Genomic DNA, 22,257 nt, shown 5'->3' on the forward strand with positions numbered 1-22,257 from the left:
GAAACCGTATGAGCACCGTCGAACCGAATGTGATTCTCCGGGGCGGCGTCTCGCCCTATCTGGCGGATAATCAGCGGATTTGTTATGTGGAGGACACTGGCGACAGGCTGAAGCTGCTGCGGGGCAATCGCTACGAACACTTCGAGCCGACCACCGAGAACGAGATCCACGACGGCATGCAGCTTCGGGTGTTCGTCTGGGTGGGCGGTACCAAGCTCGCCGAGTGACACGGCTCGCGGCCGACGGATCTCCCCCTTACCTGTGGGGTAGGGGGGCCTAAGGGGTTAACACTCCGCAGCCGGACCGTAATCTTTAAAACTTGAATCAAGTAAGAGACGTGCGTCACGTCCTGCAGGGGGTGGATCACCCGGTGTCGAATGACCCCAAACGATGGAATGTAGTCCGATCGTCTCCTTCTGACGAACTCGTGCTGGCGGTCGACTGGCCGTCGGCCGGAAACCGCGGTCCGCAGTTCGAATATCTCGCATCCCTCTTGGGCGATCGTTACATCGTCTGGCGAACCTCAGCCGGAAGCGGTCACACGACCTGGGAGGCGACCGCCGAGGCATATGCCGGCCCGTGGGTCCAGGAAGTCTGCGACAGTTCGCTGAAAGTCCGTGCTGTTCTCGCCTACGGTGTGGGGGGCACGCTCGCGGCGGTGATGTCGGAGATGGTGGAGCAGCGGCAGGGAGACGCCCCCAGACTGCTGCTCATCGACCCGGAACTCGTCGATGCCGACCTCATCTACCAGGAATTCCTCGCCCTGCTTCCGGACGGGCCACTGCCCGTGACAGCCGAGAAGGAAGTGCAGCGGCTGAGAGAACGCGGGGGTGAACTGGCCGCGGAGTCAGGCGGCGACCCGGCTCCACTCGCCGCGCAGCTGTACGCACTCCTGGCCAGTGCCGACGGGCTCGGTGCCGAGGGCCGGACCACCGCGCGGGCGGAGGCCCGCCTGGCAACGCTCGCCCTCGCCGAACGCACGGACGTGACCCGAATATGGGGCAAGGGAACTGCCCTGAGCTCATCGAGCAGCAAGAGGGGCCTGAGCCGTACACGAGCCTCGCTTCTGCTCCCGGAAGCGGAACTCGTCGGAAGAGAACTCAATTTCGCTGTCGATCACTCGGAAATATTCAAGGACGAGACGGTGGCCCGCACCGTCTCGGAACTGATCAGCGCATGACTGCCCCCGCGCGACCGGAAAGAACCACAATGGAGACGCGACCAGTGGTGGGACATAGCCCTTTCGCTCGTCCTCGTGGCCGCGATCGACGTGCTCCACCTGGACAGCCCAGCGCCGCGAGGCGTACGCCAACGACCTGAATGCCGAACGCTCTCTGGTCACGCGACCGCCCGTACGAACCGGTCGAATGCCGACCAGGATCCGGCCGACTGACGGATGCCCGCTGTACGTACTCGGCGGACTGGGTGACCACGAAGCTGCGTTGGGAGCTGACGGTCGACGACCGGGAGTGCGAGGCGCTCAACGGCAGCGCCCAGGGGCGTGGATGCAGACCGGGAAGTGCGAGCCCGCCTCGTAGGCCGCCGCAGACGCGCGCCCCCGATTTCTTTCAGGAGATCGGGGGCGTTCCCGTGCCTCTAGCTGTGGTTGCTCTTCTCCAGCTCTTCGGCGTAGTTGTACGCAGCGCCGCTGCCCTGCTTGCCGGGCGAGAGTTTCACGATTGCCTTGTCCTTCTCGGGGTTGCCATACAGACCTCCGGGTCATACAGGCTCGGCAGAACGGCCAACGTACCCCTATCCCGCTGACTGAAGCACCAGGAGTCGGAGGCAGCGCGCCAGCGACGCTTTGAGAGCCTCACTGAGAGGCGTGGCCCGCGCTCACAGGCATAAGTGGAGTTCGCCGACGAGGTCCGGTCCTTCAGGAACGAACTCGCCCACCAACGAATAAGGGGGCCACCCTTTCAACGAGAAGCACCGCTTCGAACGTCGTCCGGACGCCTTCACCAAGGCGGCACGTACAGCGCTGGAGGATGAAGGCCACACCCGGGGGACCTAGTGCAACGGCAGCTCCGCAAGCACGACGGCGTACAGCGGCGAGTCCGGGAAGGGCTGACGCTCCCCGACCTTTCGGAAACCCCAGTCCTCGTACAGCGCCTGCAGGCGAGGATGCTTGACCTCCACCAGAAGTACGTCGAGGTCCTCGGGCTGCCGCTCCTCCAGGAGCGCACAGGAGGGCTTGGCCGCCAAGCCCTGCTTCCGCTTCTGCAGCCGGAGCCCCGTACGCGAAGCCCACGGCCTCGTCCTCGACCCCGTCGCACGCGGATCACTCAGGCGAAGTCCGCGTTACCGCCCCCGAGTTGTGGCTGGCGCAGGGTCTGGTGGTGCGCCGTGTGTTGGGGTCATCCGGCTGGGCCGCTGGTGAAAGAGCACGCCGATGGCCACCACGCTCACGGCGACGTGTTCTCTCCAAACGATCGTCCACGCGCCGCTGGCACTTGCTGTGCGACGTGCCGGTTGCTGGGGCTGTGGAAGGTCGTTATCGGAGATGCCGGATTTTCCTCCTGACCCGCCCTGTCGGCGGTGCTTCAGCCGCAGCAGCGAGGCGTGTGCCGGGCGGTTGGCGAACTCGCCATGGGGCTGAGGGACTGCTGCGTGAGTGGATGGCAGTCCTGATTCCGGCTGGCGGTGTCGTCCCCAGAGAGAATGGCTGGTCGGGGCGGGATCGTCCGTACCCAGTCGGGGCAGGGGCGTCGTGAGAGGTCCAGCAGGCCGGGCATGCCTTCTGTCCGTAACGCTTGTCATGCCGACGGCGAGTCGGTGTGTTCGATGAATACCGGACGTTCGGTGATCTGCACGGAGTCCTCGGCGTCCAGGGCCAACGCGGTGCCGTCGAGCTGGCGGACGATCGATGCCCCGGTGCCGGCGCGGACGGTCGCCGTAACCTGAGTCCGCCCACACGATGCGGGCCGTACGCGGCGCTCCTCGTGCGTCCGGGACGGTGAACCGGCACTCCCAGACGTTCTTCGGGAGCGAGACCTCTGGGCCGTGCCCGCAGGAGGTGACGTATGCGTGCGCGAGCCACTGCTGCAGCACCCCCACGAACAGGCCCGCCTTCGTCGGCGGTCGCCCCTCAGCCTGGAGCACGATCGGAATCTTCCCGTTGCCTCAGGCGTAGAAGTACAAGCGTTCCAGGCCGAAGTTCCGGGCGTACAGACCCGCGAGGTAGAAGCGGACGGCGTGGTCGGCTGCCTGTTCCGGCTCGAGTGGATCGTTCAGCGGCAGGGTCTGGGTGGTGCCGGTGTTCCACAGCGGGAGGTGGTAGCCGGCTTTGTGGAAGGTCTGCTCGACCTCCCGTACCGCTTCCAGGATGGTCTCCGGAGGGTCGGATACCCGGCGTTGGTAGAGCTTGACACCCGCCGCATCGCAGTACTGGTAGCCGCCCAGCGCGGCGAACTCCGTCAGAAACCTGTGCGCCCGCGCCGTCCACAGTTTTGTGACCGAGGGACAGACCGCCATCGCGTCCGGGTCTAGCTCCTCGATGATGCGGCTCGCTCTGCGGGGCATCTCGACGAGCGTCTTCACGCTGCCGTTGTAGTGGTGCTCGTGGTTGGCCATGACCCACAGCTCGTACGCGTCGATACGGGCGCCCGCGTGCCGTACGAGCGCCCGCACCAAGGCATCCCAGTTGGCCAGGTCATCCGGAGGAGCCGCCCGCGCACCCTCAGGGTAGGCGGCCTTCCGCGCGTCCGGGGCAGCCCAGGCGGGCGTGCCGCCGAAGACGAACAGCGAGGGCAGCCCCTGACGCTCGGCCCCGTCCAGCAGCCGGTCGAGGGTGGCCCAGTCGAACTCTCCGCGCCGGGGCTCCAGCTGGGACCAGCGGGTCTCGCTGTCCCACAGCCGCAGGGCGCCGACCCGGAAGGACGGCATGGCGCCGCTGTAGCTGTTCATCGTCACGCCGAAGAGCTCCGGGTCGACCGGTGCGGGCGGCCGCTCCCAGCTGGCTGCCGCGGCCAGTGCTGGCGCGGGATCCGCCCCAGTGGGCTTCGGTACGAGATCCGAACCGGTGCCGTGCGGTGTGCTTGCGACGGCCGTACTGAGGACGAACAGGGCCATGCCGATGATGAGGGCGATGCGGAACTGCGAGGCGCGGCGTGCTCGTACCGGGGGCGGGACGGCGGGAGCGGGGATTCGCTCCGGGGACACGGCAGCAGGGGGGGTGGTAGAGGGCGGGGGCCCAAGTGCGATAAGGGAGCCGGGCTCCGTTTGCCCCTCCCTCGTCACGGCCTCCCAGCGCCGCAGCAGCTCGTTCAGCTCCGCGCGATCGGCACCGCACTCCCTGGCGATCCGCAGGACGAGGTCGAATTCGCCCGGCACCCCCTTGCCGCTGCAGTACCGGTGGAGCGTCGAACTGCTGATAAAGACCCTGCGCCCCAGCTGCTGGTAGCTGAGCCCGCTGCGCTCCTTGAGACCGCGCAACGCGGCGGCCAGCTCCCGTTCCCCATCGAGCCCCGTCAAGCACCTCACCCCCGTGACGCCTCATACATGGCGCCCCAGGGTCCCAAGGGGCGTCCCATCCTGTCCAGATCATTCCTGGTCATGGGCGTATTGCGCGTCCCACGCCAGCACGGGACGCCGATCTTCTGGCGGTCGGGCGGATCAGATCGGCACAGTCGTCACCGCTGGGCCGACGGGAAGGTCGGTCCAGCCATCACCGCCTAAGACGGGGGAAACACATGACTGTCCGGAACACGGCCATGCGCCGTGCGACCACCGCGCGGATCACGCTGCCGGTGATCCTGGCGGCAATCGCGATCACGCTGACACCTACGCCGGCCTCGGCGGCAGAGGGCGGCGATCTGGAAAACCGCAGCAGCGTCGGCATGGAGTACGCGTCGTTCAGCGGAGCCGACCGAGTGCACCGCTGCCAGGTGTGGGACGACACCCTCACCGCACGCTGGGCCGACTCCGAGAACCTCGCGTGCAAGCAGACGGAACTGCCTCCGAGCCGGGAGGTCAAAGGCTCGTACGACGTCGACGGCTTCACGTTCGAGGACCGGCCCTACGTCGTGTCCTTGCAGATGCCCGATCTCTCATACCTCCAGGTGCAGGTGGGCAAGGGCGTCTGGACCAAGATCACGAACGCCGACCGAGCCATCTGCTCAGGTTCAGCAAAACCGCACTGCGTCGTCACGATCTTCTGATCCGGAAGGAAATCGACTATGAATCTGCGAAAGAAGACCGCTGGCCTGCTGGCCACCGGTGTTGTGCTCGCGGGCGCCGCGCTCACCTCCGCCATACCCGCCCAGGCCGCCGCCAGTGCGGAGGCAGCCATTAACGCCGTTGAGCCCACGCTCTACACCGATGCCGACGTCCCTGTCGGGATCAAATGGGTCAGCCGGTACTCCCAGACCCCCTGCTCGTCGGGCCAGCTCTGCCTATCCGTGAAGGATCCCACCAAGGGCGCGGACAAGTACTGGAAGGTGTACCAGCTCTCCGCCTGCAACGTGATCTACAAGATCTACAACTGGGAGGGCGGCGGCTTCTGGCTGAACAAGCAGACCGACGGTGCTTACGGCACCTTCTACGCCGGCGACAACGGGAACGGCGCTTCCAACCACACCGCCCCTTCCCCGCCTACCAGCAGCGGCGAGTACGGCTGGACCCCCATCAACAGCGTGAGGGCCTGCAAAGACTAAGGGTCGGCAAGGAACGCTCATAGCGGGTCAGCGCGTACTCATCTGCGGGCGTGTGACGTTCCCGAGGCTCGGCAGGACCTACTGCAGTGGACTGACGAGAATGTGGATCGCGGCGTTCGCCTGGGTCATTGCTCATGCGGATGACCGGCCGCCATCCACGGCATGTCGGAGAGCACCAAGTCCGCCCGCGTCGCCGGTCGGTGCGGGGCAGCCGTTTCGCGCCGCCCCGCACCTGGCACACCCGCAGGGCTACGTGCTGGGCGCCATTCCATTAGGAGCCCACGTCCCTGCGCCTCGGGGATGAGCACCATGTCGATGCCGCCCTCGGTCGCATCAGCGTGCCAGTACTAGACGTAGCCCACCGCCGTGCCCTGGGCGAGCACCAGGGAGGGCCCCACGTGCGGGCGGCGCCGCCCTGCATACTTCACGGCGACCTGCTGCCGTGACAGCGGCCCCGCCCCAGTTCTTGACGGAGTCGGGATCGGGAAACCATGACGTCAGCAATTCAAGATCGTCATGACCACGGCCTGGCACGGGACGGTCTACGCAGGAGTCGCGAGGCATGGCGGAGTACTTCTGACATCTGACCCAGGTGAACGAGTACGGCGGTCTGGACCAGGATCTGACGGTGTATGAAGCCGCCGGATGACACGACCAGCTTCGAAAGGCATCGTCGGGCCCGATTGCCGACCTGGTCGGCCCGCTCGGGGATCGCGTGCGGTTGCACCGGCAGCGGAGCCACGCGCGGATCGCCTTCATGGCCAAGGCCAGCTACCCCACGGCACTCACCCGCGCTGCGCCACGTTCGCCGCGGTCATCATGCCCAACCAGTCCCAGAATTGAGGCCGAGAAGGCGCTGTGGTCGATGCCGGATGACGTGCACGAGGAGGTGCTCGCGCTGATCGACGAGGTGGTCGACGAGCGGCGAGCATGGCGTCGGGCCAACGGCGGTGGCTGACGCCGTGTGTCGTGGACGGTGCTGGTTCGTGTACGCGGTGATCGGGTTTGCTGCTGGTGCTCGACGCGGGCCGAGTCGGATGACGAGCCGCCCTGTTGCGAAGCGAGTTGCTTCGGAGACCGGTGGGTGGGAGGGCGAGGCGCAGTACACGTGCTTGACCGAGCACAACGGCGCGTAAGGCGGTCGGTGTTCTCGCGGGTCCAGCCCCGCAACCAGACGTAACGACGCCGTCCGCCTGGTTCCCCATGGCGGACAGCTCGTGTCGGGTCGGTCTGCGGCTCCATTGCCGTGGGCTTTGGTGTGGCGACTGGCGGTGCGGGACTGGCAACAGGAGCAGCGTGCGGTGCGGCGGCTTCCTTCGGTAGTTACGCCGCCAGTGATTTCGTCGAGAGACGGTTCTAGGAGGATCCGATGACAGGGCCGCTTGTTTTCGCAGTGCTTGGCGTCCTGGCTATATTGGTCGGGGTCTACGCCGCACGCGGCCAGCAGAGGATGCTGTCCGCCAGGGTCGGCGAGAACAACGCAAAACTAGCCAGAAACAACACCCGAATCCTCTTCATGGGACTCGGTGTTGTATTTCTCATCGTTGCCCTGCTGGGCCTCATCGGCGAGCTGACACGCTAGTTCCGGCTCTGATGACCCGTTAGCACAGCTGAAGCCCCCAGGGTGAAGCCCCTGGGGGCTGCCTGCGGGCCCGTGGCAAGTGTTGACCGTGTGGAACCCGGAGAAGTGAATTCGGTGAAGAGGACGAATCATCTTCATGAGACTGGAGAAGAACTTGGCGAACTCTAATCGTGGCTATACCGTCTGGTGGGTGGTCGTCATCGTCGTAGGAATCGTCGTAGGTATCGCATTGGCAACTTGACATAACTCGTTGTCCATTGCGGTGCGCAGCCCCGCAGGCGGTCGCGAGCGCTCGTCGTGCAGTGCGGTGGTCGGTATCGACCACCGCTGGTCACCGGATGTGGGTTCTTCTTGAGGCCGACGCAAGCCCTGTCCGGGGCGACGGCACACACCAACCCCGCAGCGACTCCAAAGGGCTGATCGGCGTCCGGGAGGGGACCAACGCAGTATCGCTCGATCTGGTGGTTCGCTTCCTGGACCATCTCGGTTATGGACCAGCGCTCATGGCCTCGCCACACGTCGTTGATGAGTTGGAAGGCAGCCGAGTGGCAAGGCTTCGGCGTAGTCGGGTGGCGTCCATATGTGACTGAGTGAGGTCGACTTCGGCAAGATCGAAAACCATCGCGTCGCACCAAGGCGCGGGAGGGGGCGGCGGCATCCCGCCTTGGTGCGAAACCGCCGTCCGTCCTCCGGCCCAGCCCTTGCTTGATCTATCGAGATTCGATAGATTCCCATCGTAGCTCGATGGAGGGATGGGTCATGGGAAAGCTGACAGTGCGTGCGCTGCGCGTTGTGCTCGTGGTGGTGCTCGTCGGCACCGTGTCCGTGCAGGCAGGGATGGTGTGGGCGTTGGTCAGTGGGAGTGATCCGGAGGACGGGTCGCTCCCACTGACCGCGTTTCGCGTGATCACGATCTTGGGAATGGTGTCGGTCCAGGTCGCTCTGGTCTGTGTATGGCGGCTGGTGACGATGGTGCGGCGCGGAACCGTGTTCTCCCACGTTGCCTTCCGGTACGTGGACGGCATCATCGGCGCGATCGTGGCGATTGCCCTCTTGTGGTTCACGGTCACGGTCATCAATGCGCCGGGCCAGCGGGACGACCCGGGCGTCAGCGTCATCATGGGCGGGATTGGCGTGGCCATCCTGGGGGTCGCGCTCATCGTGCTCGTGCTGCGGATGCTGCTCGCCCAGGCCGTCGCGCGCGAGGTCGAAGCGGCGCAGATGCAGGCCGAGCTGGACGAGGTGATCTGATGCCGATCGCCGTCGACATCGACGTGATGCTGGCCAGGCGGAAGATGTCCGTGGGCGAGCTCGCGGACCGCGTAGGGATCACGCCCGCCAACCTGGCGGTACTCAAGAACGGCCGCGCCAAGGCGGTGCGCTTTGCGACCCTCGCCGCGCTCTGCGAGGTGCTCAAGTGCCAGCCAGGCGACCTGCTTCGTTGGGAGGCCGAGGACACCGCGGGCGAATGAACCGTGCCTGCCGACACGTCATCGCCGATCCCGCTCCCCTTTGATGACCAACTCCGCGAGCATTCTGGGGCCGTACTCGGCGAGATCCCGGGCGTGCTGGAGCATCTGGCTGAGGTGCCCGACCCGCGCGATCCGCGCGGCGTACGGCATGCTCTGGTCGTGATGCTTGCGTGACCGCGTGCGCGGTTCTGGCCGGAGCGACCTCCCTGCTGGCGGTGGGTGAGTGGATCACCGACGCCCCGCTGGCCGTCCTGGAGCGTCTTGGCGTACGGCCCGATCCGCTGTCCCCGAAACGGGTCTGCCGGCGGAGGCGACGGTGCGTCGGCTGCTGGGCCGCATCGACGGCGACGCCGTTGGACCGGGCGGTGGGCCCCTGGCTGGCCGACCGGCGCGCTGGGGCCGACGGTCGGCTGCACGCAGTGGCGGCCGACGGTGACCCTGCGCGCAGCGGCCAGGGCTACGGGCCGCAAGATTCATCTACTCGCCGCCTGCGACCACCTCTCCGGCCTGGTCCTGGCCCAACTCAACACTGGCGAGAAGACCGACGAGATCACCTGCTTCCAGCCTCTGTTGGAGACCGTCGCTGATCTGGCGGGCGTGGTCGTGACCAGCGACGCCAGGCACCCCCAGCGCGAGCACGCCAGCTACCTGCTCGGCCGAGGTGCGAAGTACATCGTGATCGCGAAAGGGAACCACAACAAGCTCCATGAGCAGCTCAAGTCCCTTCCCTGCAAGCGGATCCCGCTGCAGGGCCGCACCCGCGACACAGGCCACGGTCGCGGCGAGATCCACCGCATCAAGGTGTGCACGGCGAACAGCCTGTTCTTTCCCGGCGCCCGCCAGGCCATCAAGCTCAAACGCCGCCGAATGGACCGCAAGACCGGCAAGGTCAGCATCAAGACCGTCTACGCGGTTACCAGCCTCACCGCGGAACAGGCCACACCCGCCGAGCTCGCTCGGCTGATCCGCAGCCACTGGAAGATCGAAGCTCTGCACCACGTCCGAGACGTGAGGTTCGCCGAGGACGCCTCCCACCTGCGAACCGGCTCCGCGCCCCGCGCCATTGCGACCTGGCGCAACCTCGCCATCGGCGCCCTTCGCCTCGCCGGGACGAGCATCCTCGCTGCCGGTCTCCGGCACAACGCCCGCGACGCCAGCCGACCTCTCACCCGCCTCGGAGTCACATGATCACGAAACGGACGTAACGCGACTATGCCGAAGCCCTGCCCCCTACTAGGCGTCGCTTCTCTTGGCGTGATCGTTCGTTGAACGGTGCATGACTGATCCGGTTGAGCATTTGGTTCCGGACGAGTTGTGGGTGCGGTTTTGGCGGGTGGTGCCGCCGACGGAGGTGCTACGTCCGCAGGGTGGCGGCCCGCGGCGGGCCGGTGACCGCGAGCCCCTGGCCGTGATCCTCTTCGTGGCCACCTCGGACCGAACACTGGCGGCAGCTCCCACCAGTTCGGTCCGAGCCGGCAGACGGTCTACCGACGGTTCGCTCAATGGAGCCGGGCCCGCGTCTGGGCAAGGCTCCACCGCATCGTCCTTGACGAACTCGGCGCTCGCGGCGAGCTCGACTGGTCGCGGTGCGCGATCGACGCTGTCAATCTCCGGGCAGCGAAAGGGGGCCACTGACCGGACCGAATCGGACCGACCGCGGCAAGCTGGGATCGAAAACCACCTGATCACGGACCGGAACGGATTCCCACTGTCGCTGGACATCTCGGCTGCCAACATGCACGACAGCCAGGGCCTTCAGCCGCTCGTGCGGGGCATCCCGCCCATTCGCTCTCCACGCGGACCCCGCCGCCGCCCGGCGAAGCTGCACGCCGACAAGGGCTACGACTACGACCACCTGCGCCGATGGCTCCGCAAGCGCGGCATCCGCCACCGCATCGCCCGCAAGGGGATCGAGTCCTCGCAGCGGCTCGGCCGCCACCGGTGGGTTGTTGAGAGGACCGTGTCCTGGCTCGCCGGCTGCCGCCGACTCCACCGCCGCTACGAACGCAAGGCAGAACACTTCTCGCCTTCACCGGCGTAGCCGCAACTCTCATCTGCCACCGCCGACTCGTCCGTAGGGACGGGCAGGAACAGTCAGTCTGAGGCTCCGACACTGCTGACCCAGACATCGAAGGGCCTGATATCCGGCTCGGTCTTGGTCTGCTCCGAGAGGCTCTGCGCGTCGTCCAGGTCCGACCAGGTGATGGTGCCTGGCTCGCTGTCGGCCAGAAAGCCCTCGACGATCGGACCGAGGTCGTCGGAAGCCACATAGGCACCGCTGAACGGCAACGCATCCGGGGGCACAGAACCGGTCGAGCACCGGAGCTGTGCTGCCTGTTTGTCGTGCCACACGTAGAACGTCGCCACCCCGGAGAAGCTCAGATCGCGAATGCGTTCCCGGATGGCGGCAGCAGTCCGCTCAAAGGCGGCCACCACCTCGGCGACGGCCAACGAACTCCTGTCCTCGTCAGTCGCACCCAGCGACCAGGTGTTGGTCTCCCATTCCACCCGCCGGTCAGCCGGCTCCAGTACCAGAGGCTCGTCCGCCACCTCAGCGATCCACGTCAACAGCACCACAGCAGTATCCCTGCACAGCTCGACCTGGAACCACCAAAAGAAGCGACGTCTAAAAGCCAGACAACACGCGGCGGCGAGGACGATGCACTTGGCAGACAACCATCCCCGGAGCGTCGGTGTGATTCAACAAGCCGGACACACCCAGATCGCCAGACTCCGGCTCGCCCGGATAGGTGTCGCCGACCGCCGCAGTCAGTTGCGCCGCAACGCAGGAGCCGACGGAAGGCTGCTTTCCTGCTGGTTTTCCTACCGGCGCTTGGTTGTGCGGCGCCAGCCGAACGGGCCTGGCAGGTCCATCGACGTGGTGCGCCGGCCGGTGCTGCTGTGGGTGCGGCGAGGGCCGTGACTGCCGCCGCCTGTGGTGAGGGACCACGAGCGCTTGTTGATGTTCAGCCGTACCCCGGGAAGTATCCTGAAACTCTTGCGGAACGTGAGTGGCATGAAGTCCTCCTGTGTCCGTCACCGGGTACCCGCTCCGGGCACTTTCGACCCGACGCGTGAGGCATGACTTCGCGCAGAGCAGATGATTGATCAACTCGCGGCCCGCTACGGGAGGGACCTTTTCGGCGGGCCCATGGCCTGGACCACGTTCTGCCCAAGCAGCCAGGTGTCGTCGGCTTCCATCACTGGGCCGGTGTGCCCGCCAGTCTGGCGCGACAGCGCGACCCATTCCCGGACGGGAACGATCGGGCCAACCGCGTTGTACGTTCCGGTCGTTCCCTTCTCCGCACAGTCCAGCAGCCAGTCGCTCGCGTTGTGGGTGGCCGACCCGAACTGGGCTGGCATCAGCGCTCGCAGCGGCGCTGCGGCAAGCGCGGCAGGTCTGCGACGCCGGCCTGGGGGCTCAGATGCTGGCGGAAACTCTGCGTTGGGAGCGGGAGCAGGGCCTTCACCGGCCCCGCCGGGCCGGCCTCACCAGTGAGGGCGAGCGCGAGCTGCTGAAAGCACTGCGGCGGCGGGTCTCTCATGCCGCGAGATCCATCAGCGCCTCGTAGCGCACAGTCCAGCTCGTCGATGCACAAGAGATCGACGCTGTCGCACCGCTACTGCCCCCGGCCGCTGCACACCTTTTCGTGGCTACGCTGCCCCTGTCCCACCCCCACTGATTCGGAACGGTCTTCGTGCCTCCTTCTCTCGAACTCTGGTTGCTCCCAACGGGCTTCATGCTGCTCGGCGCTATCACGAGCGCGCTTGCGTGTCGTGCCCTGCTCCGGGACCGGAGACTGCGCCGGAAGGGCGCGAGGGCGCAGGGGGTGGTGACCCGCCTGCACCCCACCAGGCTGAGTTCCAACCGCTCGAACTCCCCGACCACCGTGTACTACCCGGTCATCGCCTGGACCACGGCCGACGGCTGCACCATGGAAACCGAAGGACACGTAGCCCGCGCGCTCCACCACAACGCGCCACCCGGCAGCCCCGTCACGGTTTACTACGACCCGGCAAACCCCTCCCGCTGGACGCTCCCGTCCGCGGGCACCCGCATCTACTTGCTCGTCGGCGCAGGAGGGGCGGCCTTTGTGCTGATTGGGATAGGAATCGCACTGGCAATGCTGTTCTGGGGATCTTCATTTGAGAAGTGTGAGTGGGGTACGAGCGACTACAGCACCTCGTGCCCCTAGGGACCGACTGGCGCGGGCTGCATAAGGGAACCAGCCCTCCACCTAGAGGGCTTCAGTAGCAGGTTGACGTCGCGTCGGTCTAAGACCACTGACTCACGCCCTCGTGAGCACCGCCTATTCGCGCCAGTGCGCGACTCTGCATCTCGTGCCGACCTCCCAACCCAACTCGCTTACGTAGCCACCCAGCGGATGGTGTCGAAGGATGCGCCAACTGGCTCGTATTCGTTGAGCTTCGCCGTGATGCCCCCATGGCTGATGAGGTTCGCTGGACGGGATCGCCCGGCTGAAGCTCGCTGAGCTCGAACACTGCGGCCACCCTCCGCAACCGCTCCCCAAGATCTGTGCCAGAGCCCGATACTCGTGGACATAGCCAAGCAAAGGCGTAAGCGAGGTCCGAGCATCGCGCCCTACGCGCACGGGACGCCAAAGCCTGGTGGGCGGATATGCAGTGAAGGGAAGCATCGCCGGCACCGCGGACCGCGACCTTGCTTGCTCTCTCACCTGATGTCCGCGGGGCGGGGTGGCTGACACCGGCGCCGCGCCTTCGTAGTGCGCTTCGCACGGCTCGTGAGCGCCCCCTGGTGCCGCATGGGCAGGCTGCCGCTCAACGCAGGGTGCGCACGAAGACATCTCCGATCAGGTTGTTGTCGTCGGGCACCAGGCCGGGGTAGTAGGAGTCGAAGACTGCCGTCGACTCGTCCGCGCTCAGCGCCGCACGGCCCACGGTGACTGGCTCGCCGTCCTGACCGGGTGAGAGCAACTCCTCGTGACCGGTGCGCACCTCGCGCAGGATCAGACCCAGGGAGGCGTGGTTCGCGTCGGCGGTGTTGAGGAGCAGCTTCGAGCCGTCCGCCGACAGGTCCGACATCAAGGTGACATCGGTGGGGGAGTGGCCGTCGTAGCGCTGAAGTGTGCCGGTGCGCAGATCGCGGACGAAGGCGTTCCAGGACGTGCTGGTGTCCCCGTTGGGGTCGGTGCCAGGGACCAGGTTCGTCGCCACCGAGTTGAATCCGACCTTGGAGCCGTCGGCGCTGAGCACCGGCGTCTGCGCCGACCTGTCGGCCGGTGCCCCGTCATGGGTGACATCGGCCTGCACGGTCTTCCCGGTCACGCGGTCGTACACCAGGATGTCCGCCGTGTCGTCGTCGGACGGCCCCGAATAGCCGACCTGATAGGCCACCTTGCGGCCGTCGGCACTCAGGGAGATGTCCTGGCAGCCACGGATCGTGGACGGTCCCGCCCGCCACAGCCGCTGACTCCCGCGGTCCAGGAGCATGACCCGGCAGTGGGTCACCCCGTCCTCGTCGGCGGCTGTCCTGGCCACGAAGGCGAGGTAGCGTCCGTTAGCGCTGAGCGGGGCCGGTCCGTAGTACGCGCGATAGCCTTTTGGGAGTGCGGGAGCGACGGGTTCGGTGCGCCCGGTGCGCAGATCCATCACGTGCACGGAGTACTTCTGGCTCGTGGCGGAGTAGGAGGTGAACGTCTGGACCACTTCGAACGCGACGCCGGGCCTCGACATCGGCTGCGTGGAACAGGGGCGCGGCTGCGGCGCCGGGCCGGTGAGCAGCACGGTCTGTGGCGGGCGCGGAGCGCCTGAGCGGCGCATATCGTCGGCGTATCGAAAAGCGGATACGCCCCGGCAACACAGGGCCGACTTGACTGGCGTCATGTCCTACCGCGAACCAGCACCCCTGTCCCTCCCTGTGACGCTGACCGTCGCGCCGATCAGCGACGCCGAGCACCTGGCCTTCGTGCGGGCGCGGCGGTCGGTGAACTTTGTGCAGACCCCGGCGTGGGGGCGGGTGAAGACGGAGTGGCACAGTGAGTCGCTCGGATGGTTCGACGGCGGGCGGCTTGTGGGGGCGGGGCTTGTCCTTCACCGGCCGGTGCCGGGGCTGTCGCGGTTCACGCTTGCGTATCTGCCGTGGGGTCCTGACATCGACTGGTCCGGGAACATCGGTGCGTGGCTCGACCCGCTGGCGGCATATCTCAAGGCCCGCGGCGCGTTCGCGATCCGGCTGTGCCCGCCGGTGCGGACGCACACCTGGGATGCGGCGCAGGTCAAGGACGGCGTGGCCGATCCGGGGGTGCGGCGGCTCACCAGACTCCCCGACGGGCACGTCGATCCGATCGGTGCCGAGGTGAGCCGACGGCTCCGGGCGGCCGGCTGGCTGCCGCAGAGCCCTAAGGACGGGTTCGGGGCCGGGCAGCCGCAGTTCACGTACGAGGTGCCGCTGGCGGGAAGGTCCGAGGACGACGTCCTGAAGGCCATGAACCAGCAGTGGCGCCGCAACATCAAGAAGGCCGCGAAGGCGGGGGTCGAGGTCACGGTCGGTGGCGCGTCGGACCTCGCGGCGTTCCACGAGCTCTACGTGCACACCGCCGCGCGCGACGGATTCACGCCGCGGCCGTCGGCGTACTTCGAGACGATGTTCGCGGAGTTGAGCGCCGAGGATCCCGGGCGGATCGCGCTCTATCTGGCACGCCACGAGGGCGAGTTGGTGGCCGCCACGGTCCTGGTGAGGGTCGGCGCGCACGCCTGGTACGTGTACGGCGCCTCGTCGACGGCCAAGCATGAGGTGCGGGGTTCCAACGCGTGCCAGTGGGCGATGATCCGTGACGCCTTGGCGGCTGGCTGCGACGTGTACGACCTGCGGGGCATCACGCCGACGCTCGACACCGCCGATCCGCATGTGGGCCTGATCCGTTTCAAGGTCGGCACCGGGGGGCGGGCGGTGCGGTACGTCGGGGAGTGGGATCTGCCGCTGCGACCGCTGGTCTACCGCGCCTTCGACCTGTACATGCGGCGGCGCGGGCGCTGAGCCCGCGCCGGGCGCTCACCCGAGTGCGGCGGCCACCTCGTCGAGGCGGGCGCCGCGCGACGCCTTGACGAGGACGACGTCGCCGCCGGTGAGGATCTCCCGCAGCCAGGCGACGGCCGCTTGGTTGTCGGCGAACGGGACCGCCCGCTCCCTCGCGGCGTCGGCGACGGGGCGGGCTGCGTTGCCGACGACGGCCACCAGGTCGGCGCGCGCGGCCGCGTATGCGCCCACCGCTCGGTGTTCGGCCTCGCTGGCGGCGCCGAGTTCGAGCATCGTGCCGAGCACGGCGATACGGCGGCGGCCTGCGATGGCGGCAAGCGTGTCCAGGGCGGCTCGGGTGGAGTCGGGGTTGGCGTTGTAGGAGTCGTTGAGCAGGGTCGCGCCGCAGGCCAGGGTGCGGGGCTCCATGCGCCACCTGGCCGGTGAGGCGGTGCTGAGGGCCACCGCAGAGGTGACCAGGCGGATGCCGGCTGCAAGTCCCGCCGTGGCGGCGGCCGCCGCGTTGAGTGCCTGGTGGGCGCCCACGAGCGGCAGCGCGACACGGGCCGAGGCGCCGGAGGTGCGCAGCGTGAAGGCCGCCCGGCCCAGGCGGTCGAGGACCAGGTCCTGGACGCGCACGTCGGCGTGTTCGGCGCGGCCGAAGGTCAGGACCGGCCCGTCGGTCAGCGCGCGCATCGCGGCGACACGGGGGTCGTCGGCGTTGAGGATGGCGGTGCCGCCGGGTGCGAGGCCGCGCACGAGTTCGCCCTTGGTCCGTGCGATGGCCGCGCGCGAGCCGAACTCCCCGATGTGGGCCTGGCCGACGTTGAGCACGACCGCGATGTCGGGTGCGACCAGGCCGGTGAGGTGGGCGATGTCGCCGAGGTGGCGGGCGCCCATTTCAAGGGCGAGGAAGCGGGTGTGCGCGTCGGCGCGCAGCATGGTCAGGGGCACGCCGAGTTCGTTGTTGTACGAACCGTGTGTGGCGACGGTCGGCCCGGCGCCCGAAAGGACCACGTTCAGCAGGTCCTTGGTGCTGGTCTTGCCCTGCGAGCCCGTCAGCGCGACGACGGTCAGCCGCTCGCGCAGCCGGGCCACGGTGTGGGCGGCGAGTGTCTGCAGTGCGGCCGGTACGTCGTCGACGACGACGGTGGGGAGCGTTGTCGGCCGCGAGCCGAGCACGGCGGTCGCACGGGTGCGGCCGGCGTAGTCGTGGCCGTCGACGCGCTCACCGGCCATGGCGACGAAAAGACCGCCCGGTTCGCCGTGCCGGCTGTCGAGTACGGCCGGGGCACTTACGGTGACGGTCGCGTCACCGGTGACCCGGCCGTCGACGAGCGTGGCGATCTCGGCGAGGGAGAGGGGGTGCGGGGCGCGGGATGGCTGGCTCTGAGTCATGGCTCCAGTGAAGGCGGCGGGGTGTTGCCGGCGCGTATGCGGATTTCGATACGCAGGCGATACGTGGTGGGCTCTGCTGGGGTGCTCGCCCTCGCCGCTCGGCGTCCGGGCACGGGCTGAGGCTCCGGCCGGACCGCCGGAGCCTCGCCGTGTTTCATCCCAGACTCACCTGTGTGATGGGAAAGTTGAAATAGGTGTCCGGGTAGGGCTCGTCCTTGAGCGTGTAATGCCACCATTCGCAGGCGTAGGAGCTGAATCCGCTGGTCTCCATGATGGAGCGAAGACGCCTGCGGTTCTCCGCCTCGGCCCGCGAGATTCCTTCCGCTCCGTGGTGCGAGACCGAGTCCATCAGATCGTGGTCGCCACCCATGGCGGCGAGGTCGCCGCTTTCCAGGTGGTACAGCGTCAGGTCGACGGTACTGCCGCGGCTGTGGCCCGACTTGGCGGCCACATATCCGTTCTCGAACATCTCGGGCCGGTCGATATTGGGGTAGTGGCGGTGCTTGGTACGGCCGTCCTCCGGCTGCTCCGACCAGCGCAGGAAGGAGTCCACGGCGCGTTGCGGGCGGTAGCCGTCCCAGAGGAACAGGCCGAATCCGTGGGCGGCCGCCTCTTCTCGTGCGATCTGTAATGCCGCGCACAGGGCCCTGGTGCCGACTATGCGATTGGCCAGGTATCCGTCGACCGGTTTTCCGGTGAAGTTGTCCCAGGTGGCGTACTTGGCGTCCCAGCGGACCCCGGCCATGAAGTCGTCTATGAAGACGAAGTCGTTACGCATCGGCCGGCTCCGTCGGGGTCAGGGGCCGGTGCAGTGCCACGGCCACCAGTCGGTCGATCACTTCGGACAGCGGAACCCCGGCGGCGGCCATCATCCTCGGATAACGGCTGTACGAGGTCATGCCGGGGAAGGTGTTGACCTCGTTGAGGACGACCTGTCCGTCGTCCCTGAGGAACAGGTCCACGCGGGCGAGTCCGCTGCAGCCCAGGGCGCGGTAGACGGCCTTCGCCACTTCCTGGACGCGTGCCCGGGATTCAGCCGGAATGTCGGCGGGGACGATCGGCGTCGAATTGTCGGAGCCGGTCTCGGGTTCGTCCTCCTGGTGGATCCGGAAGAATCCGTGGGACAGGGCGATGCGGTCGACTTCTCCCGCGGTCAGGCCCGTTCCGCCGCCCAGGATGGCGCAACCAACCTCGCTGCCGACGACCGCCTCCTCGACCAGGACTTTCGTGTCGTACCGCCGGGCGACGTCCAGCGCGGCCGGCAGTTCTTCCGCATTCGCCACCTTGCTGACCCCGAAGGACGATCCCGAGCGGGCCGGCTTCACGAAGACGGGATAGGTGAGCCGGTCGGCGTCGATGTCCTCGCCCGCCGCGACCGTCCGGAAATTCGGTGTGGCGATTCCGGCGCCGGCGGCGACGACATAGGCGAGGGACTTGTCCATGCCCAGCGCGGAACTCTGGACGTCGCAGCCCACGTACGGGATTCCGGACAGCTCGAGCAGGCCCTGGATCGCGCCGTCCTCCCCGAGCTTGCCGTGCAGGACGGGCACCACGACATCCAGGCCGATCGTCTCGTACTTCCCCTGATCGAGGACGAGCAGTCCGCGCACGCCGCGGTCCGGGGACAGCGCGGCGGGCCGGTATGCGCCGCTCTCCCAGTCCGTGGCGGGGCCCTCGCAGAGTTTCCAGGCGCCGTTGCGCGTGATCCCGATGAAGTACGGCTCGTATTTGTCCGGGTCGAGGTTTCGCGCGATCTCCTGCGCGGACTTGATGGAGATGGGGTGTTCCTCCGAGCAGCCTCCGAAGAGGATTCCGACCTGAAGCTTGGCCTTAGGCATGCTGATTCCTGCTTTCGAATTCCAGGCAGTTGGTGATCGAGTTCTCGACCGTGTCGCTCAGGGCACGGTCCGTGTAATACGCGGTGTGCGGACTGATGAACGCGTTCGGCATTTCCTGCAGCCGCAGCAGTGGCTTGCTGTCGATGGGTGCGTTCCGCCGGTCGGCGTAGAACACGCCTTCCTCGCCCTCGACGACGTCGAGGGCGACACCACCCAGGCGCCCGTCCTCCAGTGCCGCGACCAGCGCGGTGGTGTCGATGAGGGCGCCGCGCCCGGTGTTGACCACGAACGCGCCGGGTTTCATCCGCTGGATGCGTTCATGGTCGAGGAGGTGGTGCGTCTCGGCGTTGAGCGGCGCATGGAGCGTGACGACGTCGCTCGACCTCAGCAATTCATCGAGCGACACCTCGTCGCCGGGGTCACCGGATTCACCGGCACGATTTCCATACGCCAATATCCGGCATCCGAAGGCGCGGAGCCTTTCCATGACGGCCGTGCCGATGCGCCCCGTTCCGACCACGCCGACGGTCAGGTAGCGCAGATCTTTCCCCCGTACGTCGTGCAGCCGGTAGTCGTGCACATCCGCGCGGCGGACAGTGGACTTGGCGTGGCGCACCGCCATCAGCAGCATCATCACCGTGTAGTCGGCGACACTGTCGGGGGAATAGCAGACGTTCCCGACGGAGATGCCGACGCGGCCCGCATAATCCACGTCGATGTGGTCGTACCCGATGCTTCTTGTGGAGATGTAGGAGACGCCGACTCGACTCAGCGCACGCATTATCGACGGGGTGATCCGGGTCTTGTGTCCGACGCTGATGCACCGGTTTCCGGATGCGAGGTGGGCGTTGTCCTCCGACACCGCGGATTCTGTGGTTGTCGGCGTCACTCCGAATCGGGGCGCCAGCTCCCGGAATCGTGCGGCTTCGTCCCGCCCGCATCCGAAAGCGGTGATTCCCACTGGTTCGCTGTAGGTCATGCCTCCATTCAAGGAAACGGGGTGTTGCCGGCGCGTATGCAGTTTTCGATACGCCGCCGATACGTTGTCGTCCCGCTTGCCAGCGCGCGGTGTTGGCCGAGCAGGCCACCGTCCGGTCGCGGTGGCTGTTCGCGGTGGACGGCGCCGCCCCGGCAAGCTGGACCAGGTCGGCGGCCGTCCAGGCGCGGCCGTCGAGCCGGTCTAGGCACATGGCGGGGCTGGTGCGATCCCTCGGCAGGGCGCCCAAGGAGGCTAGGTCGGGCTCTTCGTGAAGGTGTCGGTGCTGGTCACCCGGCCAGAATCGGCGGGCGACGCTTCGCCCCTGACCGAAGGGCTCTGACCGCAGTGTCCTGGCCCATGACGGCCGAAACCCACCGTGCGATCCGGCCGAGCATCCTGTACTTCGGCATGCCCGACGCCCTGTTGACCGCCGAGAACGACGACGAAGCCGCCAACATCGCCCCGATCTCCTCCGCTTGGGTCCTGGGCCAGAAGGTGGTCCTTGGCCTCGGCTATGCGAGCCAGACGGAGCGCAACCTCGCCGTGCGCCCCGAGATGGTGCTCAACGTCGCCTGCCGGACCTCTGGGAACAGGTGGAGTGCCGCGCCCCGCTCACCGGGGTCGATCCGGTGCCGGAGAGTAGGCGCGCGGTGTACCGGCACGAACCCGACAAGTTCGCGCCGCAAGCTTCACCCCCGCCGACGTCGATCTCGTGCCCCCGCCACGCGTCGCTGAGTGCGTCCTACAGCTGGAGGCGCGCGCCTGCGCGCTACGCCGGGTGGGGAGGGCGGTTTCTTCAGTGTCAAGGGTGTGGCCTTGTTCACGAGTTCCGGTTCTGGCTCACTTTCCGTGAATCATCACGCGGTGACGTATGTCGGGCGGGCGGGGCCTCGGAAAGCTGCCTGAAATTGATTCGTCCCCAGTGCGGTGTGGCTGACAGTTCGGCCCGTGGAAGAAGTAGTGCTCCGGCTGGAGGAGTTACTGTTCCCGTCGATCTCGGACGTGGCTGTGCTGTCGGTCGACGTGACCGACGAAGCGGTACGTATCGAGGCCCAGAGGACGGTGACCGGGTCCGATTGCCCTGGCTGTGGAAGCTGGTCGCGGCGGATTCGGCAGCTCTTACCTGCGGTTTCCCGCTGATGTGCCCAGCGGTGGCAGACGGGTTGTCCTACGCCTGCGGGTCCGCAGGTTCCTCTGCCCGGAACCCGTCGGTTTTGGTCGGCCCACGCGTGCAATTGGGACCCAGTCGTGCCGTCCTGCAGCACGCGTCCCGGCTTTTGCTCGTCCGCGCCTGCGGGAGCAGGGGGCTGGGCGGGGGTGGGGGCGAGCGTGGGCTGGCCGAGCAGGTCGAGAGCGGCCTGCGGGCCGTGATCGCGGCGCGTGGCCGCGACGGCTTCCAGGTCCCAGACCATCTCGCCGACCACCGTGCGGCGCGGGCCGCGCGCCTCTACCGTGCCGCGGACCAGGAGTAGTCCGGAGTGGAAGATGGTGTGGGCGCACGCGTCCTGGGAGTCTTCGAAGAAGGCGAGATCCACGAGCCCCGCCCCGTCTTCCAGTGTCACGAAGATGACGCGCTATCCGGAGGGGATGGGCGGGGTCTGGGTGGAGGCGCGTACCTCGGCGACCAGAACCTTCTGTCCGGGGTGCAGGCGCTGGAGGTGGGTCGCATCGGTGGCGCCGACCTCGCGGAGCAGCCGGTGGTGGTGCTCCATCAGGTGCTGGGAGACGTCGATGGAGAGGACTTCGAGTTCGGCGCTCATCCGTTCGCGGCTGGAGAGTTCCTTCAGGCCGCTGGGCTCGGCTGTCACGAGGTCGCCGCCGAGGGCGAGTTGCCCGGTGGCGGTGGTGCGGTTGCGGGTGTGGCGGTGCAGCTCGGTGGCCTGCAGTAGCAGATATCTCCGCGTGAGCTTGCCCTTCACCGCGTCCAGGGCGCCGATCTGGATGAGGCGCTCGGCGATCGGCAGTGAGGGCCTGGCCCGCTGCCAGAAGTCTTGCAGGCTGCTGTAGGGCTGGGCTGCAGCGATACGCCCGGCCATTCCCCTACAGCCCGTCGGTCTTCAGCTAAGCCAGGTGCTCCCGCAGGAACCGGTGCGTCTGCCCGTCGGTGGCAACGTCTTCGTTGTCGAAGCGGCTGTCTGCCCATGACGTCTTGCCGCTGAAACCGCCGCACCGTCAGCCGGACCAGCACTTCGCTCCGCCGCCAGGCAGTTCGGCGAGGCGCCGCTGATGCCGGCTGTGCACCCGCCGGGAGACCTCCGCACAGTCGGGACACGCCAACCTCCCCGACATTGCTGTGGGCGTCGACCACGACCAGCCTGTCCGTCTCCGTGAACTGGT

22 protein-coding genes and 2 pseudogenes are annotated in these 22,257 nt (G+C 67.4%); 14 read left to right on the forward strand and 10 right to left on the reverse strand.

Annotated elements, in window-relative coordinates:
* The first annotated feature begins 8 nt into the window (after positions 1–8).
* The 3 genes and pseudogenes from ACIBCK_RS38335 to ACIBCK_RS38345 all read left to right on the forward strand — a co-directional run.
* The gene (locus ACIBCK_RS38335) at positions 9–227 is read left to right on the forward strand and encodes a DUF5988 family protein (protein WP_399397898.1); all 219 of its coding nucleotides are present in this window, start codon (positions 9–11) and stop codon (positions 225–227) included.
* Between the two features lie 110 nt (positions 228–337).
* Positions 338–1,180 (forward strand): hypothetical protein, encoded by an 843-nt coding sequence (locus tag ACIBCK_RS38340; RefSeq protein WP_399397900.1) that lies wholly within the window; start codon positions 338–340, stop codon positions 1,178–1,180.
* An 85-nt stretch (positions 1,181–1,265) separates the two neighbouring features.
* Positions 1,266–1,500 (forward strand): annotated as a pseudogene (locus ACIBCK_RS38345) (HNH endonuclease); the annotation flags it as partial.
* 510 nt (positions 1,501–2,010) lie between these two features.
* On the opposite strand, the gene ACIBCK_RS38350 reads toward ACIBCK_RS38345, so the two are convergent.
* Together ACIBCK_RS38350 and ACIBCK_RS38355 are read right to left on the reverse strand one after the other, a co-directional pair.
* Positions 2,011–2,205: a hypothetical protein gene (locus ACIBCK_RS38350; protein WP_399397902.1), complete on the reverse strand. Its 195-nt coding sequence runs from the start codon at positions 2,203–2,205 to the stop codon at positions 2,011–2,013.
* Positions 2,206–3,123: 918 nt separating this feature from the next.
* A complete protein-coding gene (locus ACIBCK_RS38355) occupies positions 3,124–4,473 on the reverse strand; it encodes a helix-turn-helix domain-containing protein (protein WP_399397904.1) in 1,350 nt (449 codons plus the stop codon).
* A 218-nt stretch (positions 4,474–4,691) separates the two neighbouring features.
* Here ACIBCK_RS38355 and ACIBCK_RS38360 point away from each other — a divergent pair, with 218 nt between their 5' ends.
* The 8 genes from ACIBCK_RS38360 (at position 4,692) to ACIBCK_RS38395 (ending at position 10,749) form a co-directional block, all read left to right on the forward strand.
* Positions 4,692–5,159 carry a hypothetical protein gene (locus tag ACIBCK_RS38360; RefSeq protein ID WP_399397906.1) on the forward strand — a complete coding sequence of 156 codons (468 nt, stop codon included), beginning with the start codon at positions 4,692–4,694 and terminating at the stop codon, positions 5,157–5,159.
* Positions 5,160–5,177: 18 nt separating this feature from the next.
* Positions 5,178–5,654, forward strand: coding sequence for a hypothetical protein (locus tag ACIBCK_RS38365; protein ID WP_399397908.1), 477 nt, complete (start codon positions 5,178–5,180; stop codon positions 5,652–5,654).
* Between the two features lie 1,369 nt (positions 5,655–7,023).
* On the forward strand, positions 7,024–7,236 hold the full coding sequence (locus ACIBCK_RS38370) for a hypothetical protein (RefSeq protein ID WP_399397909.1): 213 nt from the start codon (positions 7,024–7,026) through the stop codon (positions 7,234–7,236).
* 759 nt (positions 7,237–7,995) lie between these two features.
* Complete coding sequence (locus ACIBCK_RS38375) at positions 7,996–8,487, forward strand: DUF2975 domain-containing protein (protein ID WP_399397911.1); 492 nt, start codon at positions 7,996–7,998, stop codon at positions 8,485–8,487.
* A complete protein-coding gene (locus ACIBCK_RS38380; protein WP_054237256.1) occupies positions 8,487–8,708 on the forward strand; it encodes a helix-turn-helix transcriptional regulator in 222 nt (73 codons plus the stop codon). Before ACIBCK_RS38375 ends, ACIBCK_RS38380 begins: the two co-directional genes overlap by 1 nt.
* 3 nt (positions 8,709–8,711) lie before the next feature.
* Complete coding sequence (locus ACIBCK_RS38385) at positions 8,712–8,882, forward strand: hypothetical protein (protein ID WP_399397913.1); 171 nt, start codon at positions 8,712–8,714, stop codon at positions 8,880–8,882.
* A 258-nt stretch (positions 8,883–9,140) separates the two neighbouring features.
* On the forward strand, positions 9,141–9,896 hold the full coding sequence (locus ACIBCK_RS38390) for an ISAs1 family transposase (RefSeq protein ID WP_399397915.1): 756 nt from the start codon (positions 9,141–9,143) through the stop codon (positions 9,894–9,896).
* Positions 9,897–9,984: 88 nt separating this feature from the next.
* A complete protein-coding gene (locus ACIBCK_RS38395; RefSeq protein WP_399397917.1) occupies positions 9,985–10,749 on the forward strand; it encodes an IS5 family transposase in 765 nt (254 codons plus the stop codon).
* Between the two features lie 53 nt (positions 10,750–10,802).
* Here the strand turns inward: ACIBCK_RS38395 and ACIBCK_RS38400 are convergent, their stop codons facing one another.
* Complete coding sequence (locus ACIBCK_RS38400) at positions 10,803–11,285, reverse strand: hypothetical protein (RefSeq protein WP_399397919.1); 483 nt, start codon at positions 11,283–11,285, stop codon at positions 10,803–10,805.
* Between the two features lie 246 nt (positions 11,286–11,531).
* On the reverse strand, positions 11,532–11,726 hold the full coding sequence (locus tag ACIBCK_RS38405) for a DUF4236 domain-containing protein (protein ID WP_367038237.1): 195 nt from the start codon (positions 11,724–11,726) through the stop codon (positions 11,532–11,534).
* Between the two features lie 722 nt (positions 11,727–12,448).
* On the opposite strand from ACIBCK_RS38405, the gene ACIBCK_RS38410 reads away from it, so the two are divergent.
* A complete protein-coding gene (locus ACIBCK_RS38410) occupies positions 12,449–12,904 on the forward strand; it encodes a DUF3592 domain-containing protein (protein ID WP_399397935.1) in 456 nt (151 codons plus the stop codon).
* A 604-nt stretch (positions 12,905–13,508) separates the two neighbouring features.
* On the opposite strand, the gene ACIBCK_RS38415 is transcribed toward ACIBCK_RS38410, so the two are convergent.
* Entirely contained in the window at positions 13,509–14,510 is a 1,002-nt protein-coding gene (locus ACIBCK_RS38415; RefSeq protein ID WP_399397921.1) for a hypothetical protein, read from the reverse strand.
* Between the two features lie 61 nt (positions 14,511–14,571).
* On the opposite strand from ACIBCK_RS38415, the gene ACIBCK_RS38420 reads away from it, so the two are divergent.
* Entirely contained in the window at positions 14,572–15,726 is a 1,155-nt protein-coding gene (locus ACIBCK_RS38420) for a lipid II:glycine glycyltransferase FemX (RefSeq protein WP_399397923.1), read from the forward strand.
* A gap of 15 nt (positions 15,727–15,741) precedes the next feature.
* On the opposite strand, the gene murF is transcribed toward ACIBCK_RS38420, so the two are convergent.
* The 4 genes from murF to ACIBCK_RS38440 all read right to left on the reverse strand — a co-directional run bounded on the left by murF (position 15,742) and on the right by ACIBCK_RS38440 (position 19,920).
* Positions 15,742–17,103 carry a UDP-N-acetylmuramoyl-tripeptide--D-alanyl-D-alanine ligase gene (gene murF / locus ACIBCK_RS38425; protein WP_399397925.1) on the reverse strand — a complete coding sequence of 454 codons (1,362 nt, stop codon included), beginning with the start codon at positions 17,101–17,103 and terminating at the stop codon, positions 15,742–15,744.
* A gap of 154 nt (positions 17,104–17,257) precedes the next feature.
* Positions 17,258–17,881 (reverse strand): D-Ala-D-Ala dipeptidase VanX, encoded by a 624-nt coding sequence (gene vanX, locus ACIBCK_RS38430; protein WP_399397927.1) that lies wholly within the window; start codon positions 17,879–17,881, stop codon positions 17,258–17,260.
* The gene (vanA, locus tag ACIBCK_RS38435; RefSeq protein WP_399397929.1) at positions 17,874–18,941 is read right to left on the reverse strand and encodes a D-alanine--(R)-lactate ligase; all 1,068 of its coding nucleotides are present in this window, start codon (positions 18,939–18,941) and stop codon (positions 17,874–17,876) included. Before vanA ends, vanX begins: the two co-directional genes overlap by 8 nt.
* Positions 18,934–19,920, reverse strand: coding sequence for a D-isomer specific 2-hydroxyacid dehydrogenase family protein (locus ACIBCK_RS38440; protein WP_399397931.1), 987 nt, complete (start codon positions 19,918–19,920; stop codon positions 18,934–18,936). The genes vanA and ACIBCK_RS38440 overlap by 8 nt, the downstream gene beginning before the upstream one ends.
* Positions 19,921–20,277: 357 nt before the next feature.
* Between ACIBCK_RS38440 and ACIBCK_RS38445 the strand changes: the two genes are divergently transcribed.
* The gene (locus tag ACIBCK_RS38445) at positions 20,278–20,655 is read left to right on the forward strand and encodes a hypothetical protein (protein ID WP_399397933.1); all 378 of its coding nucleotides are present in this window, start codon (positions 20,278–20,280) and stop codon (positions 20,653–20,655) included.
* A 482-nt stretch (positions 20,656–21,137) separates the two neighbouring features.
* Here ACIBCK_RS38445 and ACIBCK_RS38450 read toward each other — a convergent pair.
* Positions 21,138–21,950, reverse strand: a pseudogene (locus ACIBCK_RS38450) (DNA polymerase III subunit alpha); the annotation flags it as partial.
* Positions 21,951–22,257 lie beyond the last annotated feature (307 nt).

The organism is Streptomyces sp. NPDC051218 (assembly GCF_044455475.1).
GTDB lineage: Bacteria > Actinomycetota > Actinomycetes > Streptomycetales > Streptomycetaceae > Streptomyces.

Excerpts from the sequence above, each read along its gene's own strand:
- ACIBCK_RS38335 (WP_399397898.1), top strand. The coding sequence starts at position 9 with ATGAGCACCGTCGAACCGAATGTGATTCTCCGGGGCGGCGTCTCGCCC.
- ACIBCK_RS38360 (WP_399397906.1), top strand. The coding sequence starts at position 4,692 with ATGACTGTCCGGAACACGGCCATGCGCCGTGCGACCACCGCGCGGATC.
- ACIBCK_RS38365 (WP_399397908.1), top strand. The coding sequence starts at position 5,178 with ATGAATCTGCGAAAGAAGACCGCTGGCCTGCTGGCCACCGGTGTTGTG.
- ACIBCK_RS38370 (WP_399397909.1), top strand. The coding sequence starts at position 7,024 with ATGACAGGGCCGCTTGTTTTCGCAGTGCTTGGCGTCCTGGCTATATTG.
- ACIBCK_RS38375 (WP_399397911.1), top strand. The coding sequence starts at position 7,996 with ATGGGAAAGCTGACAGTGCGTGCGCTGCGCGTTGTGCTCGTGGTGGTG.
- ACIBCK_RS38380 (WP_054237256.1), top strand. The coding sequence starts at position 8,487 with ATGCCGATCGCCGTCGACATCGACGTGATGCTGGCCAGGCGGAAGATG.
- ACIBCK_RS38395 (WP_399397917.1), top strand. The coding sequence starts at position 9,985 with ATGACTGATCCGGTTGAGCATTTGGTTCCGGACGAGTTGTGGGTGCGG.
- ACIBCK_RS38405 (WP_367038237.1), bottom strand. The coding sequence starts at position 11,726 with ATGCCACTCACGTTCCGCAAGAGTTTCAGGATACTTCCCGGGGTACGG.
- ACIBCK_RS38410 (WP_399397935.1), top strand. The coding sequence starts at position 12,449 with ATGCTGCTCGGCGCTATCACGAGCGCGCTTGCGTGTCGTGCCCTGCTC.
- ACIBCK_RS38415 (WP_399397921.1), bottom strand. The coding sequence starts at position 14,510 with ATGCGCCGCTCAGGCGCTCCGCGCCCGCCACAGACCGTGCTGCTCACC.
- ACIBCK_RS38420 (WP_399397923.1), top strand. The coding sequence starts at position 14,572 with ATGTCCTACCGCGAACCAGCACCCCTGTCCCTCCCTGTGACGCTGACC.
- murF (WP_399397925.1), bottom strand. The coding sequence starts at position 17,103 with ATGACTCAGAGCCAGCCATCCCGCGCCCCGCACCCCCTCTCCCTCGCC.
- vanX (WP_399397927.1), bottom strand. The coding sequence starts at position 17,881 with ATGCGTAACGACTTCGTCTTCATAGACGACTTCATGGCCGGGGTCCGC.
- vanA (WP_399397929.1), bottom strand. The coding sequence starts at position 18,941 with ATGCCTAAGGCCAAGCTTCAGGTCGGAATCCTCTTCGGAGGCTGCTCG.
- ACIBCK_RS38440 (WP_399397931.1), bottom strand. The coding sequence starts at position 19,920 with ATGACCTACAGCGAACCAGTGGGAATCACCGCTTTCGGATGCGGGCGG.
- ACIBCK_RS38445 (WP_399397933.1), top strand. The coding sequence starts at position 20,278 with ATGACGGCCGAAACCCACCGTGCGATCCGGCCGAGCATCCTGTACTTC.